This is a genomic window from Cupriavidus oxalaticus, assembly GCF_038900635.1.
GTDB classification, from domain to species: domain Bacteria; phylum Pseudomonadota; class Gammaproteobacteria; order Burkholderiales; family Burkholderiaceae; genus Cupriavidus; species Cupriavidus oxalaticus_B.
This window is the reverse complement of record NZ_JAYMRX010000006.1, coordinates 319,946-337,534: the sequence shown is the minus strand read 5'-3', so window position 1 is coordinate 337,534 and position 17,589 is coordinate 319,946. Positions and strand designations below refer to the sequence as shown.

The window sequence follows — 17,589 nt, the reverse complement described above, 5'->3', positions numbered from 1 at the left end:
CGAGCGAGAAGCGCGAGGTGCCGTCCGGCATCAGGCCCTTGCCCTGCGTCGCGCGGATCGCCTGGCACAGGTTGGTCTTGCGCGACAGGCAGAACTTGCACTGGCGGCATTCCGGCGTGTACAGCGGAATCACGTGGTCACCGGGCTTGAGCGAGGTCACGCCGGGGCCGACGTCGGTGACGATGCCGGCGCCTTCATGGCCCAGGATCGCCGGGAAAATGCCTTCCGGGTCGGCGCCCGACAGCGTGTAGTAATCGGTATGGCAGATGCCGGTGGCCTTCACTTCCACCAGCACTTCCCCGGCGCGCGGGCCGTCCAGGTCCACGTCTTCGATGGTCAGCGGGGCGCCGGCTTTCCAGGCGATGGCGGCTTTGGTCTTCATGGTTACGAGATGTCGATTAATCGGTTGAAAGGAAATCGAGGTTGCGTCATCCGTCAGCTGTCAACCGCTAACGGATAGCGACGCGATGCATGCGCCGCGGCTCAGGGTGGTAGTCATTGACTGCGTAGTGCTGTGTGGCGATGTTGTCCCACACTGCGACAGACCCCTGTCTCCATCGGAATCGCACTTGCCACTCCGGCACCTTCGCCAGGCCGCTGAGGAAAGCAATCAGCGCACTGCTCTCATCACTGGTCACATCGCGAATATGGGTGGTATAGAGCGCATTGACGAAGGTCACCGGATCGCCGGTGACAGGATGCTCAAGAATGACCGGCTGCTCGATGGGCGCATACTTTTCGCGGATCGCGCGGTACAGCGCCCCGGTTTCATCGCGCTTGCGGAGGTTGTCGGTCAATGCCGGTGCCTCCCAGTTGTGGACTGCCCGCAGATCTCGCAGATAGCTTTGCATCGCAGGCGCCAGCGAATTGAAGGCTGCCGTCATGCTTGCCCACATGGTGTCGCCGCCGGTCTCCGGTACTTCCACGGCATAGAGGCACGCACCAGCAGGCGGAGATTTCTGCCAGGTCAGGTCCGCATGCCAGATGTCCGTGCCCGTTCGCGTCCCCTGGCTGACAAGAAGCTCCACGTGCGGATTCTCCGGATGCGCGGGGAACGTCGATGACACCGGCTCCACGCGCCCGAAGACCTTTGCGAAGCGAACCTGCGCGTCCGGGCTCAGCACTTGATCCCGGAAGAAGATCACCTGACGCTCAGCCAGAATGGTTCGCAGGTCGTCCGCATAGCGATCGACCTGGTCAGGATCGGCAAGGTTGATCCCATGAATCTCCGAGCCGATTGCCGGCGTGAGATTGTCGATTTTCATACGTTGTCCCTTCCTCATGTTGCTCTATCGAGATTTTAATTGTCACACGTGGCAATTAAAATCAGTTTAGTCCGATCGGCAAGACCCGGTCAAGGGCCGTTACCTGTTACCCGCCTACCTCACTGCAAATGTCAATCCAGAACTTGACGAGCCGTCGCGCTGCGATCTATCTGCGTGGATTCGAGCGTCCGGGTTGCCGGTCAATAGCGTCGGCAATCATGCCCGACACGAATTCAAGATAGTTGTCCACCTGTCGGTCGCATTCCTTGCCGGTGCCGAAGAGATGGCGGAGCAACGGCTGCGCGGTCGGGATAAACGCCGACACACTGAGTATCAGCAGGTGCACGTACCTGGCGTCGAGGTCGGCGCTGCGCGCATCCTCGAGGATCATGTCAGTCAGTTCCAGGCCGCGCTTGGTAATCCTTTGCAGCGCGCTTCCCGCCGCCTCGTTTTCTGCGGTGTCCTTGCCGTGGTAGATCTCGCCAAGTGCCAGCCGCTCGAAATGCGGATGCTCCTGCATGAACTCCAGGCGCAGCAGCAAGCGCTGATGCACGCGTTCGCGAACCGAGCCCTGCATGCGCATCACCAGTTCCATGCGATCCTGCAATTGGGCCATCAGGTATTCCGTAACCTCGCGCAGCAAGCCCTGCAGATCCCCGAAGTAGTAGCGAACCAGGGTCCTCGCGACACCGGCTGCCGCTGCGATTTCCAGGATCGTCAACTGCTCGGGAAGCCGGGTCTTGAGCAATTCAACCGTGGTCTGGAGGATGACTTGCTTGCCCACCGTATCCTCCCCGGTGGGCCGTCCGCTCACGCGACGGCGCGGCGCCGGATTGCCGGTCGAGGCTGCGCGCTTGGTTGGAATCTTCGTTGCCATATTGCTGGAGGGGGTCGCGGATCGGGAACAAACACTGAGGTCGCAATGCATGGGACCGCGGTCCCAGTTGCATCCCGGCATTCTATCAACATCATGATGTGCATACGGCACCTGGACATGGGCTTACACCGACTGGGGCAGCGGCATGGACCGAAATCGCTTCCCGGTCGCTCGGAACATGGCGCTGGCGACGGCGGGCGCGGTCGGTCCCAGCACAACCTCACCACAGCCTTGCGGCGGCCGGTCACTGTCGAGAATCACGACTTCCACGGGAGGCATCTCCGCCAGTTGCAGCAAGGGGTAGTCATGGAAGCTGCTCTGCCGGACAGCGCCCTGCTCGAAGGTAAGCTGGCTCTTGAACGTGTTGGTCAGTGCAAAGCCGATGCCGCCCTCGACGTTGGCCCGGATCAGCCCGGGGTTGACCGGCCGGCCTGTATCGATGCCGCAGATCGCGCGCCTTAGCCTGACCTTGCCCTCGACCACCTGAAGCTCGATCACAAGCGCAACGAAAGTCTGGAAGCCCTCGCCGCGCCCCGTATAGACATTGAAGGCCATGCCGCGGAAGACGCCTGGCGCCGGCGCACGCTCCCATTGGGCGGCCTTTGCGGTTGCGTCCAGTACCCTGACGGCCAGTGGCTGGCCGGCAAGCAGCCTGCGCCGGTACTGGTAGTCATCCATCTGCGCCGCTGTGGCAAGTTCGCTGATGAAGCTTTCCAGGAAGAACACGCTGGAAGTACTGCCCACGCTGCGCAGGAAGCTCAGCGGAATCGGTTGCTTGACATCGACCGCATCGACCAGCAGGTTCGGGACCCGATAGATCAGATCGTAGATCGACTCGACCATGGTCTCATCCCATCCGCCGGCTGCCGCCATCTTGTCTTGCTTGATGACACCGTAGAGCGATTGCCCGGAAATCCTTGCGTGCATCGCGACCGGCATGCCAGTGCCATCCAGCACCGCGCGGAAGCGCCCGGCGGCACCAGGCCGGTAGTAGGAATGCCGCGTGTCGTCTTCCCGCGAACGAATCACCTTGACTGGCCGGCCCACCGCCTTGGACGCCGTCACGGCATGCAGCGCGAAATCCGGCAAATACTTCCGGCCGAAGCTGCCGCCGAGGTACACGGTATGGACGATCACCTTGTTGGGTGGCAGCCCGAATGCCCTGCCCACTTCGCCGCGCAGGAAGTCCTGTCCCTGGAAAGGCCCCCACAGTTCGATCTCGCTCTCCCGGAAGTGCGCCGTCGCGACCACCGGCTCCATCGTGGCATGCGTGACATAAGGCGACTGGTAGTCGGCGGCAATGACGGGTTGCTTGCGTTTCGCGTCGAGAGCTGCCTCGGGATCGCCGAGTCTTCTGGCTACCGGAGCATTGGTGCTGCCGAGCGCCTCCAGGAACTGCCTGGTGATTTGCTCACTCGACACGCCTTTGGCAACACCGGCATCAAATTCGATATCCAGCGCATCCGCAGCCTGTTTGGCGATCCAGTAGGAATCCGCCACCACGATAACGGTGTTGGGTGTTGCCACCGGCCACAGCGACGTGGTGACGATGGCCTTCACGCCCGGCCGCTGCCGAATCTCGGCTTCATTGCGAATGCGTACGACGCTTCCGGTCACGCTCGGCGCCATGCGCACGGCGCCCAGCAGCATCCCCGGCACTTCGATGTCCATACCAAAGATCGCACTGCCGTCGACCTTCGGCGGTGTATCCACGCGGCGGAGGTTCTTTCCGATCAGCGTCTGCTCCGACGGAACCTTCATCCGCGGGCGAGGATTGATGCGCAGCGTTGTGGCATCGCCAACCACCTCGCCGTAGCCCAGGCTGCGTCCGGTCGCGGGGTGAATGACTCGCCCGGCCCGGGCGATGCACTGAGAGGACCGCACCCCCAGCCGCCTTGCGCCGGCCCGCACCAGCACATCCCTGGCTTGCGCGCCGGCCAGGCGCATCCGCTCATAGAAGTAAGTCATCGACATCGAAGCGCCGGTGTACTGCTGCAACGGCTCTTCCCCGGCATCGTTCCGATACGCGTCACGTCCGGTGACGAACCGGACCGAGATGTTCTCCCAGTCCGCATCCATCTCGTCGGCGAGCACTTGTGGCAAGCCCGTATAGATGCCCTGCCCGAACTCGCATTGCGACACCCCGACAATGGTGTGGCCGGACGGTTCGATCCAGATCCAGTCGCTGACCTCGATTTCCGCGGCAGCCTTGCCGGCGCCCTTCTCCTTCGCCGGGTACATCACGCGTATGGCCAGGCTTCCCGCCGCCGGCAGTGCCAGCAGGGCTGCAGCGCCCTTGAGCAGGCGCCGGCGTCGCGGCGAACTCACCTGGCTCCCGGCGTTCTCGTTATTTGCCTGAGGCAGCGCCATGGATAGCCTCCCGAATGCGATGATAGGTTGCGCAGCGACACAGGTTCGTTATCGCCTGGTCGATCTGTTCGTCCGTGGGTGCCGGATTGCTTTTCAGAAGTGCCGCCGCGGACATGATCATCCCCGACTGGCAATACCCGCACTGCGGCACATCCTTGTCGATCCATGCCCGCTGGATCGGATGAGACCTGTCCTTGGACAATCCTTCGATGGTGGTGATGGCTTTGCCCTCGGCCGCCTTGGCCGGAACAGAGCAGGATCGCATCGGCACCCCGTCGATGTGTACCGTGCACGCGCCACACATGCCGATGCCGCATCCGAACTTGGTGCCGGTGAGCTTGAAGTGTTCCCGAATCACCCATAGCAAAGGGGTTTCGAGGTCGCCGTCAAACGCGACGCGCTTCGCGTTCAGCAAGAGCTTCATGTCATATCTCCAGTGTGCCGATTGGCCGGTCGCTGCCGGCTCAGAACGACGTATGTATCCCGACACTGACCACCGACTGGTTCCGCCCTGAGGACACCCCGACGACGTTCATCGCGGCAAGGCCGTCGACGGCGTGCTGGTAGGTCCAGAACGCGTAGGCGTGGGTTCGCTTGGAGAAGGCGTACATGCTCCCGAGATGCAACTGATGCCACTTGGTCTTCTCGAACTTGCTGAACGAGTAGCCAAAGGTGACCGCGGTCGCGCCCGTGGCCTGCCAGGTCAGGCCGAGGTCGGCTGCATTCATGGTCCCTTCCGCCGCGCCCGCCCTCAGCGTCGAGCGGGAGTACAGGGCATTTAGCGCAAGTGGCACGGATTCAAAGCGATAGCTTCCGCCAATCCCGCCTGCCTTGAACGAATCGATTGGCATGGCAGAGCCGGGAGTCAGGCCCCGGCCAAGGGCACTCGGAAGTCCGGTGGTACCTGCGATGTCAAAGGCACGACCGTTGGCGTCGGTATATGCAACGGCAAGGCTCAGCCTGCCCGCGTCATACGTGCTGGCAACACTGTAGGTGCGCCTGGCGCTGCTGTTCCCCGGCACCTCGCCCAAGCCATACATGGCACTGACCTGCAAACCGCCAAAACGCGGCGATGCATACGTGATGGCGTTGTCAACGGGGAACTGGCTCGACAGCCCGTCGAGATTGCCGGGGTGATACAGATAGAAGTTGTACAACTGATAGCCGTTACTCCACTGGCCAAGCTTGTCCGCCACGAAATCGACCTGCCGTCCGAGCTTGACGGTGCCCATGCCGCCCGCCAGGCCGACCCAGGAGGCGCGATTGAATAGCTTTCCCGCTGCGATCATCGAACCGCTATCAGTCAGGAAGCCATTCTCCAGCTGGAAGATGGCCTTCATGCCACCACCAAGATCCTCGGATCCACGCAGGCCGAAGAGATCGGGCTGCGAGATCCCGCCGTCCATGCGCACCGTGCTGTTGCCGCGAATGTTGCTGATCCATGGAACCGAGGTATCGACACTTCCGTACAACGTGACCTGGCTCTGCGCGAACACCGCGTCGGCACAACCGAGCATTAGCGCTGAGACGATGCTGTATTTCATATCAACCCGCCTGAAGGTTTGAACTGGTCGCTTGCCCATCACCAATTTCCATTTGTGGCAATTAAAGGCAAATTTAAGCCGCTTGATCTGGTTGGGGAACCGAAGATGTGTCCTCGAGCGTCCGTCCGGTCGTCTCCTCGCCGAAGAGCCCCACGGCAAGCGCCGCAAAGAATGCGACCCCGGCGATGGCAACGTAAGACGTGGACAACGTGCCCCGCGCGACGAACCATCCGATCATCGACGGACAGATGATGGAAGCCAGCCGCAGCATTGCGCTCGATACGCCGACACCAAAGGTGCGGATCCGGGTGGGATACAACTCCGGCGTATAGACGTAACACCCGATAAACGCGGCAGCCGCAAATCCGAAGGCCATGGAGATGCAGAAAGTCGTCATGGCAGCGGTCATCGGCGCAAAGACAATGGGTGCCAGCATGGCAAAGCCCGTACAGAGCCAGGTCACGGTCATCCACCGGCGACGCCCGAACCGGTCAATCGCGATCGCGCAGAACGCCGAGCCGACGATGCCCGCGAGCGATGTGTACGTTCCATACTTGAGCGCGGTAGCCAGGTCGACATGGAGCACCTCGCGATAGATGGTGGGCATCCAGGCCGTGACACCGGCCGTCACGAAGCCGCCGGCGAACCACAGCGAGACCAGAACAAAGGTCCTGCGCAACAACGGCGGGCGAAACAGGCTCCGCCAGGTGGCCGGCTGCTCCTGCCGCACCACCGGCTGGTGCGCTTGTTGCGCAATGGCCGGTTGGCCCGTCGTGTGGGCGCTCCTGCCAGATTTCCGGAAGCGATCCAGCGCGGCATCTGCTTCCCGGAAGCGCCCCTTTGACGCCAGCCACCTGGGCGACTCGGGAAGGAAGCGACGCATGCACAGCGCGATGAATGCCGGCAACGCCCCAAGGAAGAACATCGCCTGCCACCCGATATTCGGCACGACCCACATGCCTACCAGGCTCGCGGCAAATAGCCCGATGGGAAAGATCAGCTCATAGAACAGCACGAACCGGCCACGATGCTCGGTCTTCGCCAGCTCATTGATGTAAGTCGCGGCGACAGGCAACTCACCACCAAGCCCGAGACCCTGGATAAACCGATAGGCCATCAGGCTCGCAGGCCCACTCGCGAAAGCGCATGCCAGGCTGCCAAACGCGAACAATGCCACTGACAGGCTGGCGCAGCGCAGCCGTCCGAACTTGTCAGCAAGGTACGAGAATCCGAGCGATCCGATGAGCTGGCCGAGATAGCCGACGGAAATGATGATGCCAACCTGCTCCGGCGACAGCGACCAGAGCTTGATCAGCACAGGCAGCGCGGCGGCAATGGCGAGAACGTCGAAGCCATCGAAAAAGGTGGCGCTCCCCACGATGACGCGTGCTAGCCGATGCAAAGGCGTTAGTGGCAGGGCTTCCACTTCAGCCACGATGCGCCCCGCTTCGGCTTCGACCACGCTAGCATCGCTCCGCCCCACGCCAGCCGGCGCAGGTGCGTTGAACTCCGCGTGGTCGGGCAATAGCTCCATTTTGCTTCCTGTGATCTTTGTTCCCGACGTACTCATGCATGCTCCAACAGAATGAAGTTATATCGCTGTGCCATACAGACCGGCGTATGCGCGTGCACGCTTGCGCTGCCAGCACACGTGGAATGACCTGCGTCGACGCGCGGAAAGCCTTGCTCCCACCTCGCTGCCGCATCACTTAATTGCCACTGATGGCAATAATAGGTGTAACACGCTGCCTTTCGCTGTAGGTGTTTTCCTCTACAGCGGCGTACGCCACGGCATCATCCCTCTTACGCACGCGCGTTTGAAGGACTGCGCCAGCGTCGCAAGCGGACGCTGATAAGCCACTTGGCAGGGGCTGACGAGCCGGGAGCCAAGTCGCGGTGGCGGGCAGGCCGCGGCTGACGGTCTTCGGTGATGGCCGAGCCGCGACGTTGGCGTCCGAGAGGAGGACATGCGTCGCGGCGGAAGACGGACCGGCAGGCGACGATTGGTTTTCGCAGAAGGCGGCGAAGAGTCAAAAAAATACCCACAGCCGGGTGGTAGTGGGTAACGAAAAGTGGTGATGGACACGTCGCGGAACTGTCCACGGAGAGGATCTTCGCACTGGCACGGCGCAGGGCCAATAATCTTTCCGGACTAGTCGCGCTCACGCATCTGGTGCATGGACAAGTGCCGCGGATTCTTGTCCAATGTCTGTCGCCCGTGCCCGCTGCGACGGCATCCAGACTGACCTGCGCCGGCTGCCCGCGGTGCCTGTTCCCATGCCACACGCCCGCCTTCTGCTGATCGACGACCACACCTTGTTCCGCACCGGCCTGCGCCTGGTCCTGGCCGACAGTCCGAGCGTCGGCCAGATCATCGAAGCCGGCTCTGTCATGCAGGCGGTACAGGACCACGCCGGCGCCACGGTCGATATCCTGCTGCTCGATATCCAGATGCCCGGCCTGAACGGCCTTGAAGGCGTCAAGGTATTGCGGCGGCATTTCCCCGCGGCGCGCATCCTGATTGTGTCCGGCACCTCCGGACTGGAAATCATTCCGGCCGACATACGGCGCGAGATTGCCGGCTTCCTGCCCAAGTCGGCCGATGCGCGCGAGATCGAGGAAGCGATCGCCTGCTGCCTGGCTGGCGGCACGTATTTCTCCGATGACGCCAGTTCAGCCGGACGTGCCGCCGCGCCGGCGCCGTATGCCGCCAGCGCACTCACGCCGCGCCAGCTGGAGGTTCTGCACCAGTTGACGCTGGGCCGCTCCAACAAGGTCATCGCCTACCATATGGGCCTGTCCGAAAACACCGTGCGCGTCCATGTGGCCGCCATCCTCGACCACCTCGGCGTAGTCAGCCGCGTCGAAGCCATCCTGGAAGCGCAGCGCCGCGGGCTGGTGCAGGCGGCGCGATGAACGCGGACAAGACGCCGCCGCGCGCACGGGGAGATTGCCAGCACGGCCTGCGGCTGCTGCCGCGCTTCGACGAGCCGCGGCTGCTGGCCGCGCAGATGGCGCTGATCGACCAGAGCTTCGGCATCGCCATGCTGGGCTGCTCGCTGGCGGCCTTTATCCTCGGCGCGGGCCTGACGCTGTCGGGCGACCGCCCCGGCGCGCTGCCCTGGGCCTGCGCGATGGCAGTGGCCTGCGCGGTGGCGTACTTCGGGCGGCTGGCGCTGGCCGGGCGGCTGACCGAGGCAGGCGCGGACCGCTATGCGCGCGGCATGACCGCCATGCTCGCGCTGATCGGCGCGCTGTGGGGACTGGTGGCATGGCTCTACCTCGACGTGCGCATGCCGGCGGTGGTGATCTGCGTGCTGTCGCTGATCGCCGGCATGAGCGCGGCGGCGCTGGCGGTGTTCTCCGCCTGCCTGCCGGTGGCGATCGGCTTCTTTGTCCCGTCGATCGTGCCGGTCTGGATCGCGTTCCTGGCCACCGGCGATATCGAATACCTGCCGATGTTCCTCGGCACGCCGCTGTACCTGTTCGTGCTCATCATGTTCGCGCGCAACTATTCGCGCGTGGCGCGGCATTCGATCGCCTTGCGCTTCGAGAACGTCGAGCTGATCTCGCAGCTGCGCGAACAGACCGCACGTGCCGAGGCCGCGCAGCACGATGCGGAGCAGGCGAGCCGCGCCAAGTCGGTGTTCCTGGCCTCGGCCAGCCATGACCTGCGCCAGCCGCTGCATGCGATGGGACTGTTCCTGGTGTCGCTGGGCCGCACCGCGCTGGATGCGCGCCAGCGCCAGCTGGTGGCGCATATCGAAGCATCGTCCGGCGCCGCGCGCGAGATGCTGAACTCGCTGCTGGACTTCTCCAAGCTCGAAGCCGGCGTGATCACGCCGCGGCCGCGGCCGTTCCGGCTGCAGCCGCTGCTGCACAAGCTCGAGAACGAATTCGCGCCGCAGGCGGATGCGCGCGGGCTGGTGTACCGCACGCGCGATACCACCACCACGCTGTACGGCGATCCCACGCTGCTCGAACTGGTGCTGCGCAACCTGATCGCCAATGCGATCCGCTATACGCAAGAGGGCGGCGTGCTGGTGGCGTGCCGCCAGCGCCGGCTGCACGCCGTGATCGAGGTATGGGACACCGGCATCGGCATTCCCGCCGCGCAGCATCGCGAGATCTTTCGCGAGTTCCACCAGCTCGGCAATCCGGAACGCGACCAGCGCAAGGGGCTGGGGTTGGGACTGGCCATCGTCGAGGGACTGGCGCGGACGATGCGCACGCACGTCACGCTGGGCTCGCGCCCCGGGCGCGGGTCGGTATTCCGCTTCGGCATGCCGATGGCGTGGACCACGCCGGAAGAGACGCCGCACCCGCTGGCACCGCGTGGCCTGGACGGGTTGCGCGTGCTGGTGATCGACGACGACGAAGCGATCCGCACCGCCATGTCGGAACTGCTGGGGGCATGGCAATGCGACTGCCGCACGGCCGAATCCGAGGAGGAGGCACTGGCCATGCTGGCGGCGTTCCAGCCTGCACTGGTGCTTGCCGACTACCGCCTGCGCGGCCACCGCACCGGCCAGGAAGCGCTGGACGCGATCCGGCAGCGGCTGGGCCGCCATGTGCCGGCAATCATCATCACGGGAGATACGGCGGCGGACCGGCTGCGTACCGCCCATGCGGCAGGCACGTTGCTGCTGCACAAGCCGGTGGTTCCGCAGGAATTGCACGCGGCGATCGACATGCTGCTGCGCGATGCCCCCGCGCAGAACGCGCAGAATGAGCAGAACGTGCAGGGCGAGACAAGCCACGGCCAGGCAGAGGCCGAGGCTGAATAGCCAGGACCCTCCCGCGTCAGGCCGGAGGGCCACGCACCGCTGCGGGCGTCAGCCGCCCGAATGCAGCGGGGACAGCGAATAGGCGAGCACCAGTCCCGCGACGATCGCCGGCGAACCCAGGCGAATCGCGGCACTGCGCGACAGCACGCCCAGATACACATACAAGCACACCAGCACCATCGCAGTCACATACAGCAGGCTGTCATAGACTTGCATGGATGTCTCCCTTGCCATTTTGTTCTTATTGCTTTACTTCGGTGGTCTGCCGACGAAGCGTGATGCAAAGGCACTGCGTGGGGGCCGCTCCGCCGCCATGCTTATGGCTGTCTGTTAGCAAGGATAGTCGGGAGTTCGCGCGGGCGTGGCAATCATGGAAATCCCTTTGCGGCGCCGCACCACGACTGGTGCGCCGCCGCAAGACGGGCGCGGCAGGTCAGCCGGCGGGCAGCATTTCCGGGTTCCAGGCGACCTCCCACAGATGCCCGTCGGGATCCTGGAAATAGCCGGCATAGCCGCCCCAGAACGTGTCCTGCGCCGGCTTGACCACGCTGGCGCCTGCCGCGCTCGCCTGCGCCATCACGGCATCGACTTCCGCCTTGTCGCCGACGTTGTGGGCCAGCGAAAAATCGGTGGTTGCCCGCGGTGTCACCGCCAGCCCGGCGTCGTGCGCCAGGCTCGCGCGGGGCCACAGCGCCAGCTTCAGCCCGGACTGCAGGTCGAAGAACGCGACCGCGCCGTGCTCGAACTGCTGGCCGACAATGCCAGGCGTGGACAATCCCAGTCCGTCGCGATAGAAGCGCACGGCGCGCTCCAGGTCGTCGACGCCGAGCGTGACTAGCGTGATGCGAGGCTTCATGGCACTACCCTCCTTTCACATGTCGTGGGCCTAGCGCTGCCCGAAGGCGGCGCCGGCAAACAGGTCTTTCAGCTCTCGCGGCTGCGAGCGCCAGTACTGTTTGGGCGCATGGACGCTGGCACCCAGCCGCGCGGCCGCATGCCATGGCCAGCGCGGGTCATACAGCATGGCGCGCGCCAGCGAGACGGCATCGGCCTCCTGGTTGGCGATGATCGCTTCGGCCTGCTCGGGCTCGGTGATCAGGCCCACCGCAATCGTCGGCAGCCCGACTTCGGCCTTGACGCGCTGTGCGTACGGCACCTGGTAGCCCGGGCCGAGCTTGATCGCCTGCTGCGGCGAGACGCCGCCGGTAGTGACGTGGATCGCCGCGCAGCCGCGCGCCTTCACTGCTTTGGACAAGGCCACGGTGCCCTCGATGTCCCATCCGCCCGGCACCCAGTCGGTGGCCGAAATGCGCATCCACACCGGCCGCTCCGCGGGAAACGCGTCGCGCACCGCGTCGAAGACTTCGATCGGAAAGCGCATGCGGTTTTCCAGGCTGCCGCCGTATTCGTCATCGCGATGGTTGGCCAGCGGCGACAGGAACTGGTGCAGCAGGTAGCCGTGCGCGGCATGGATCTCGATGCCATCCAGCCCGAGCCTTGCCGCGCGCCGCGCCGCCGCGACAAAGTCGTCGCGCACCTTGTCCATGCCGGCGCGGTCGAGCGCGGCCGGCGGCACTTCGCCGTCGCCATGCGCCACCGCCGACGGCGCCACGGCTTGCCAGCCGCCGGGCGCATCCGGCGCGATCTGCTGCCCGCCGTCCCACGGCGCGTGGCTAGAGGCCTTGCGTCCCGCATGGCCAAGCTGGATCGCGATGCCGATGGGCGAATGCGCGCGCATCGCCTGCACCACGCGCCCCAGCGCCGCCTCATTGTCGTCCGAGTACAGGCCCAGGTCCTGCGGCGTGATGCGGCCTTCCGGCGAGACTGCCGTCGCTTCCACGATCACCATGCCGGCGCCGGACAGCGCCAGCGTGCCGAGGTGGATCATGTGCCAGTCGCCAGCGTTGCCGTCCTGCGCCGAGTACTGGCACATCGGCGCGATGATGATGCGGTTGGCGAGCCGGAGGTTGCCGATTTCCAGCGGTTCGAACAGATGGCTCATGCGTTGCAGCTCCTTGCAGGTCGTGCCGGCCCGCAGCGGGGCCGGGGGAATCTGGATTCTAGGTCGATGCCGGGATTGCTGCCGGCGGCGTTCACGGTGCCGCGCGGCGCCCGCCGGCCAGGCTCAGCACCAGCGCCAGTGCCAGCGCCACCGCGCCGCAGCCGAAGATCAGCGCGTAGTTCTCATGCGAATGCGCAAACATCCACGCATAGCCGTAGCCGGCCAGCGCCTGGAACAGCGCGAAGGCACTCGTGGCATGGCTCCAGGCGGCGCGCTGCGCGGCCGCGTCGTGCGGCAGCGCCTCCTGGATCGCGCCCAGTCCGAGCGGCGCAATGCCGGGCGTGAAGGCACCGAGGACCACCGCCGCCACGCCTAGCGCAAGCGGATCGCCGGACAATGCCAGCAGCGCCGTGGCAAGTCCCTGCAGCAGCAGCGCGACGCGATAGGCAACGCCGAAGCCGATGCGCTCGCCGGCAAAGCCGCACACCAGCGGTCCGGCGATCGCACCCAGGCCATAGAGCACCCAGTACGAGGCGCCGACCTCGCTGCCGCGCCCCAGGCCACGTGCGACCAGATCGACCAGCAGCATCATGGCCGGCACCAGGCCGAAGGCATTGATCGCGTATTGCGCGTAGAGCCATTGCAGCCGGCGCCGCGCCCCGGCCGGCGGCGCTTTTGCCGCCGCGCCCGTACCGGATTGCGGCAGCGGCCCGGGCCAGCCGAACCAGCTGAACGCGGTCAGCGCCAGCGCCACGGCGCCCAACCCAAGCCAGGTCTCGCGCAGGCCGATCTGCAGCAAGCGCGGCACCAGCGTGCCCGAGGCGGCGATACCCAGCCCGAGCCCGACGAAGATCGTGCCCATCGCCAGCCCGCGGCGCGGCGCCGGGATATGCGGCAGGATCGAGGTTGCCACCAGCACCATGATGCCGCCCCCGGCCAGCCCGGAGACAAAGCGCCAGCCGAAGAACCACGCCACCGACAGCGGCCATGCGCAGGCAAAGAATGCCAGCGTGGCGGCAAGCATCAACGCACGCAGCACCGTGCGGCTGGACCAGACCGATACCATCGGGCGGCCCAGCAAGGCGCCGGCGAGGTAGCCGGCGAAATTGGCCGCGCCCAGCGCGACGGTTTGCGAGGCCGGGAACCAGTGCGACTGGATCAGCGGTGGGATCAACGCGGTGTAGGCAAAGCGCGCCAGGCCGATGGCGACGAGGCTGGCGCACAGGCCGCACAGCGCGGCGTAGATCTCGCGCCATGCCAAAGGATCGGGCGCCGTGGGCGCGGCGCTGAGGCCGGCAGGTCTGGACATGGGAATCTCCGGTTTGGCCCCCGCCCTTGCGGCGGGCAATACGGGGCCATCGGCGCCAGGCATGGCGCCGGAAAAAAGGCATGCAGCCGCCCGGCACGCTGCCAAGGTGGCGTGTCCGGGAACTACAACGGGAAAATTCAGGCGGTAGTGGCGGAGATCAGCCGGTGCCGGGCGCGGCGGCCGTGCTCAGAGGTGGCAGGCCGAGCAGTGCCAGCGTTGGCCGCAAAGCCGCCTCGAGCAATGTGCGCTGTGGGGCGGCACGCGCCAGTACGCGCATGCCAAGCAGCGTCGCCAGCAACTGTGCCGAAGCCTCGTCGGCCGACACGCCGGTGCTGGCCGCGCCCTCATGCTGGGCGGCGGCGAACCGGTCCCGGAAGAATGCGCGGATTTCGGCGAATGCGTCCGCGACCTTCTGCTGCAGGCCGGGATCGTCAGGCGTGGCTTCCAGTGCGGTATTGACCAGCAGGCAGCCGCGGTGCAGCGGATCCGCCAGCGAGCGCTCCAGGCTTTCGGACAGGTAGGCCGAAATCGCCGCTGCGGGTGGCAGCGTCGCGCCCAGCCGGCCGATCCGCTCGCGCATGCTGGCTTCGACATAGCCTTCCAGCGCCAGCAGGAACAACGAGCGCTTGTCGCCGAAGGCGTTGTACAGGCTGGGCTGGGTCATGCCCATGGCACTGGTCAGGTCGCGCGTGGACGTGGCTTCGTAGCCGCGGGCCCAGAAGGCTTCCAGCGCGGCAGTCAGCGCGGCCTGTTCGTCGAACTTGCGGGGTCTGGCCATGGTCGCTCGGTTTTGTATCGTTCGCTATGAAACGGATTATAGATCGATCGATACAAAACACAACAAGGCCATGCCCTCAGGAGGGTCAGGCGGGCGCCAGGGGGTCCGGCGCGACCAGCCGCAGCCAGCTCGCTATCGCAGCCACCGCGGCAAAGGCGGCGCCCAGCGCCAGGGCCAGCCCCGGACCGTGCGTTCCGCCGATGCCAAAGCACAGCGCCACCAGCGCGGCGCCGGTGGCCTGGCCCAGCAGGCGCGCGGTGGCAATCACGCCGCTGGCACCGCCGCTGCGCTCGCGCGGGGCGCTGGCCATCAGGGCCTTCAGGTTGGGCGACTGGAAGAAACCAAAACCGGCGCCGCAGATGCACATGCGGAGGCCGATATCGAGCGCGCTGGGGTTGTCCGGCAACAGCGCCAGCGACACCATGCCTGCACTCAGCACCGCCAGTCCCACTCCGCCAAGCAGGCCCGGCGGATAGCGGTCGGAAAGCCGGCCAGCCAGCGGCGCCATCAGCGCCACCACCACCGACCATGGGGTCAGCAGGAACCCGGTTTCGACCTGCCCCCGCCCCAGCACATGCTGGAAGTAGAACGGCAGCGACACAAACGCCAGCCCCTGCGCCGCGAACGAGCACACCGCGGTCAGCGTAGACAGCGCGAACATCGGCCGGCGGAACAGGTCCAGCGGCAGCATCGGCGCGGCCCGGCCGCGTTCGCGCCAGACCAGCAGGCCGAACGCCACCACGAACACGCCGGCGGCCGCGAGCGACTCGTGCAGCGGCGCGCGCTGCGCGCCTTCGCCCAGCGCGAAGATCAGCGCGGCAAAGGCCACCACGTTGAGCAGCGCCGCGACCCGGTCGAAAGCCTGCGTGCCGCGCGGCGTCTGCGGCAGCGCGCCGTGCGCGATTCCCAACGCCAGCAGCCCGATCGGCAGGTTGACCGCGAACAGCCACGGCCACGTGCCGAACGACAGGATCACCGACGCCACCGTCGGCCCCACCGCGAACGACACGCCGACCACCAGCGCATTCAATCCCAGCCCGCGCCCCAGCCTGTGCATCGGAAAGATGGAACTGATCAGCGCCGTGTTGACGCTCATGATCGCGGCCGCACCGATGCCTTGCAGCGCACGTGCCGCCGCCAGCGACGGCAACGACCAAGCCAGCGCGCACACGACCGACGCGACGGTGAACACCGCGACGCCGCCAAGATAGATGCGCCGGTGCCCCAGGATGCCGCCCAGCGCCGCGAACGGCAGCAGCGTGGCAACCATGGCGAGCTGGTACGCATTGATCACCCATACTGACGCCGCCGGCGTGGCGCGCAGGTCGGCGGCGATCGAGGGCAGCGCCGTATTGGCGATGGCGGTATCGAGGGTCGCCAGGGCGACGGCGATCAGGATGGCAGCCATGCCGCGGCGCTCGCGCGCGGTCATGGCGTTGTCTGCGGCGGCGGCAGACGCGGATGGAAGGGGCGCTGTGTCGGACACTGTCGTTGCCGGTTACCGTTGCCGCCAGAGGCAGCATCAGACCGACACGATACGGTAAAACGCTTCAACGTGCTGAAGGCCACTTCATATGTATGCACATTACGCGCAGGATTCCCGTCCGCCGCCGTGCCATTTGCCAGCTCAATCCAGCGTGATGCCTTCGCGCTGGATCACCGCCGTCCAGTTGCCCTCTTCCTTCTCCACACGCTTCGCGAAGTTTGCCGGATCGATCATCACGACATCGCCTTGCTGGCCCAGCGCTGTCTTCGCCTTGCTGTCTTCAAGAAGCCCCTGCGTGACCGAATGAAGCTTCTGGACGATCTGCGGCGGCGTGCCGGCCGGTGCCAGCATGCCGATCCAGAAGGTCACGTTGAAGGGCGAAATGCCAAGCTCCTCCAGCGTCGGCACGTCCGGCAACTGCGTCATGCGCTTCGATGCGCTGACGGCGATGGGCTTCAGCTTGCCTGCCTTGATCTGAGGCAGCGCGGTCCAGGTGTCGAAGGCCGTATCCAGCTCGCCGCTGATCACGGCCAGTTGCGCCTGCGCTGCGGACTTGTACGGAATGTGCGTGGTCTTGATCTTCGCCCGGTTGTTCAGCATGGCGAAGCTGAGATGCGCGATATTGCCCGGTCCGGCCGAGCCATAGCTGACCTTGCCGGGATGCTGTGTCGCGTAGCGCACGAGTTCCGGTACCGAACCGACCGAGTTCTTCTGCGACCAGTCCGGATTGGTGACGAGGATGAACGGCGCCTCAAGCACCAGGGTGACCGGCGTGAAGTCCTTCGGCGAGTAAGTGCCTTTCTTGTAGATCTGCGGGTTGATGGTGATGCTGCTGGAGTTGGTGACCAGCAAGGTATACCCGTCGGGCGCGGCCTTGGCGGCCTCGCCGACACCGATCAGTCCGTTCGCTCCGGCCTTGTTTTCCACGACCACGGGCTGGCCGAGGGACCTGGTCAGGCGCTCCGAAAGCACCCGCGCCACGGTATCCGTGAACGACCCCGCCGGAAACGGGACGATCATCCGGATCGGCTTGCTCGGCCAGCCATTGTTCTGCGCCGCAGCCGGCGCGGCCATCATCGTGGCCAAGATGCCCAGCGCGGCTGTCGCCATGCTGAATTTGCCGGCCTTCGCGCTTGCGTGGCAGCGCTGAATCCATGTCGGTTTGTTCATG

16 protein-coding genes are annotated in these 17,589 nt (G+C 65.5%); 2 read left to right on the top strand and 14 right to left on the bottom strand.

From position 1 onward, the window contains the following. The 7 genes from VSR71_RS13535 to VSR71_RS13505 form a co-directional block, all read right to left on the bottom strand. A partial coding sequence (locus VSR71_RS13535; protein ID WP_342914368.1) for an alcohol dehydrogenase catalytic domain-containing protein occupies window positions 1-382 on the bottom strand: 382 nt, incomplete at its 3' end. A gap of 67 nt (window positions 383-449) precedes the next feature. Further along, window positions 450-1,265: a TauD/TfdA dioxygenase family protein gene (locus tag VSR71_RS13530; RefSeq protein WP_342914367.1), complete on the bottom strand. Its 816-nt coding sequence runs from the start codon at window positions 1,263-1,265 to the stop codon at window positions 450-452. 166 nt (window positions 1,266-1,431) lie between these two features. Next, window positions 1,432-2,142, bottom strand: coding sequence for a TetR/AcrR family transcriptional regulator (locus tag VSR71_RS13525; protein ID WP_342914366.1), 711 nt, complete (start codon window positions 2,140-2,142; stop codon window positions 1,432-1,434). A 123-nt stretch (window positions 2,143-2,265) separates the two neighbouring features. After that, window positions 2,266-4,512 (bottom strand): xanthine dehydrogenase family protein molybdopterin-binding subunit, encoded by a 2,247-nt coding sequence (locus VSR71_RS13520; RefSeq protein WP_342914365.1) that lies wholly within the window; start codon window positions 4,510-4,512, stop codon window positions 2,266-2,268. After that, the gene (locus VSR71_RS13515; protein ID WP_342914364.1) at window positions 4,490-4,936 is read right to left on the bottom strand and encodes a (2Fe-2S)-binding protein; all 447 of its coding nucleotides are present in this window, start codon (window positions 4,934-4,936) and stop codon (window positions 4,490-4,492) included. The genes VSR71_RS13520 and VSR71_RS13515 overlap by 23 nt, the downstream gene beginning before the upstream one ends. Window positions 4,937-4,976: 40 nt before the next feature. Beyond that, a complete protein-coding gene (locus VSR71_RS13510) occupies window positions 4,977-6,056 on the bottom strand; it encodes a porin (RefSeq protein ID WP_342914363.1) in 1,080 nt (359 codons plus the stop codon). Between the two features lie 73 nt (window positions 6,057-6,129). Next, window positions 6,130-7,590, bottom strand: a complete 1,461-nt coding sequence (locus VSR71_RS13505) for an MFS transporter (RefSeq protein ID WP_342914362.1) — start codon at window positions 7,588-7,590, stop codon at window positions 6,130-6,132. 743 nt (window positions 7,591-8,333) lie between these two features. Between VSR71_RS13505 and VSR71_RS13500 the strand changes: the two genes are divergently transcribed. Both VSR71_RS13500 and VSR71_RS13495 read left to right on the top strand, forming a co-directional pair. Then, a complete protein-coding gene (locus VSR71_RS13500) occupies window positions 8,334-8,972 on the top strand; it encodes a response regulator transcription factor (protein WP_342914375.1) in 639 nt (212 codons plus the stop codon). Beyond that, window positions 8,969-10,843 carry a hybrid sensor histidine kinase/response regulator gene (locus tag VSR71_RS13495; protein ID WP_342914361.1) on the top strand — a complete coding sequence of 625 codons (1,875 nt, stop codon included), beginning with the start codon at window positions 8,969-8,971 and terminating at the stop codon, window positions 10,841-10,843. The genes VSR71_RS13500 and VSR71_RS13495 overlap by 4 nt, the downstream gene beginning before the upstream one ends. 48 nt (window positions 10,844-10,891) lie before the next feature. Here VSR71_RS13495 and VSR71_RS13490 read toward each other — a convergent pair whose 3' ends face one another. The 7 genes from VSR71_RS13490 to VSR71_RS13460 form a co-directional block, all read right to left on the bottom strand. Next, a complete protein-coding gene (locus VSR71_RS13490; RefSeq protein ID WP_165971435.1) occupies window positions 10,892-11,059 on the bottom strand; it encodes a hypothetical protein in 168 nt (55 codons plus the stop codon). A 217-nt stretch (window positions 11,060-11,276) separates the two neighbouring features. Continuing rightward, window positions 11,277-11,699, bottom strand: a complete 423-nt coding sequence (locus tag VSR71_RS13485) for a VOC family protein (protein ID WP_342914360.1) — start codon at window positions 11,697-11,699, stop codon at window positions 11,277-11,279. Window positions 11,700-11,729: 30 nt separating this feature from the next. Next, window positions 11,730-12,845: an NADH:flavin oxidoreductase/NADH oxidase gene (locus VSR71_RS13480; RefSeq protein ID WP_342914359.1), complete on the bottom strand. Its 1,116-nt coding sequence runs from the start codon at window positions 12,843-12,845 to the stop codon at window positions 11,730-11,732. A 91-nt stretch (window positions 12,846-12,936) separates the two neighbouring features. Further along, window positions 12,937-14,154 (bottom strand): YbfB/YjiJ family MFS transporter, encoded by a 1,218-nt coding sequence (locus VSR71_RS13475; protein WP_342914358.1) that lies wholly within the window; start codon window positions 14,152-14,154, stop codon window positions 12,937-12,939. A gap of 157 nt (window positions 14,155-14,311) precedes the next feature. After that, window positions 14,312-14,932 (bottom strand): TetR/AcrR family transcriptional regulator, encoded by a 621-nt coding sequence (locus VSR71_RS13470; RefSeq protein WP_342914357.1) that lies wholly within the window; start codon window positions 14,930-14,932, stop codon window positions 14,312-14,314. Window positions 14,933-15,017: 85 nt separating this feature from the next. Then, window positions 15,018-16,364 carry an MFS transporter gene (locus tag VSR71_RS13465; RefSeq protein WP_342914356.1) on the bottom strand — a complete coding sequence of 449 codons (1,347 nt, stop codon included), beginning with the start codon at window positions 16,362-16,364 and terminating at the stop codon, window positions 15,018-15,020. A gap of 195 nt (window positions 16,365-16,559) precedes the next feature. After that, on the bottom strand, window positions 16,560-17,588 hold the full coding sequence (locus VSR71_RS13460) for a tripartite tricarboxylate transporter substrate binding protein (RefSeq protein WP_342914355.1): 1,029 nt from the start codon (window positions 17,586-17,588) through the stop codon (window positions 16,560-16,562). Window position 17,589: the final 1 nt, after the last annotated feature.

Coding starts and splice junctions, on each gene's coding strand:
- VSR71_RS13495 (WP_342914361.1), top strand. CDS start 8,969: ATGAACGCGGACAAGACGCCGCCGCGCGCACGGGGAGATTGCCAGCAC.
- VSR71_RS13485 (WP_342914360.1), bottom strand. CDS start 11,699: ATGAAGCCTCGCATCACGCTAGTCACGCTCGGCGTCGACGACCTGGAG.
- VSR71_RS13475 (WP_342914358.1), bottom strand. CDS start 14,154: ATGTCCAGACCTGCCGGCCTCAGCGCCGCGCCCACGGCGCCCGATCCT.
- VSR71_RS13460 (WP_342914355.1), bottom strand. CDS start 17,588: ATGAACAAACCGACATGGATTCAGCGCTGCCACGCAAGCGCGAAGGCC.
- VSR71_RS13520 (WP_342914365.1), bottom strand. CDS start 4,512: ATGGCGCTGCCTCAGGCAAATAACGAGAACGCCGGGAGCCAGGTGAGT.
- VSR71_RS13465 (WP_342914356.1), bottom strand. CDS start 16,364: ATGACCGCGCGCGAGCGCCGCGGCATGGCTGCCATCCTGATCGCCGTC.
- VSR71_RS13510 (WP_342914363.1), bottom strand. CDS start 6,056: ATGAAATACAGCATCGTCTCAGCGCTAATGCTCGGTTGTGCCGACGCG.
- VSR71_RS13490 (WP_165971435.1), bottom strand. CDS start 11,059: ATGCAAGTCTATGACAGCCTGCTGTATGTGACTGCGATGGTGCTGGTG.
- VSR71_RS13505 (WP_342914362.1), bottom strand. CDS start 7,590: ATGGAGCTATTGCCCGACCACGCGGAGTTCAACGCACCTGCGCCGGCT.
- VSR71_RS13525 (WP_342914366.1), bottom strand. CDS start 2,142: ATGGCAACGAAGATTCCAACCAAGCGCGCAGCCTCGACCGGCAATCCG.
- VSR71_RS13470 (WP_342914357.1), bottom strand. CDS start 14,932: ATGGCCAGACCCCGCAAGTTCGACGAACAGGCCGCGCTGACTGCCGCG.
- VSR71_RS13530 (WP_342914367.1), bottom strand. CDS start 1,265: ATGAAAATCGACAATCTCACGCCGGCAATCGGCTCGGAGATTCATGGG.
- VSR71_RS13480 (WP_342914359.1), bottom strand. CDS start 12,845: ATGAGCCATCTGTTCGAACCGCTGGAAATCGGCAACCTCCGGCTCGCC.
- VSR71_RS13515 (WP_342914364.1), bottom strand. CDS start 4,936: ATGAAGCTCTTGCTGAACGCGAAGCGCGTCGCGTTTGACGGCGACCTC.
- VSR71_RS13500 (WP_342914375.1), top strand. CDS start 8,334: ATGCCACACGCCCGCCTTCTGCTGATCGACGACCACACCTTGTTCCGC.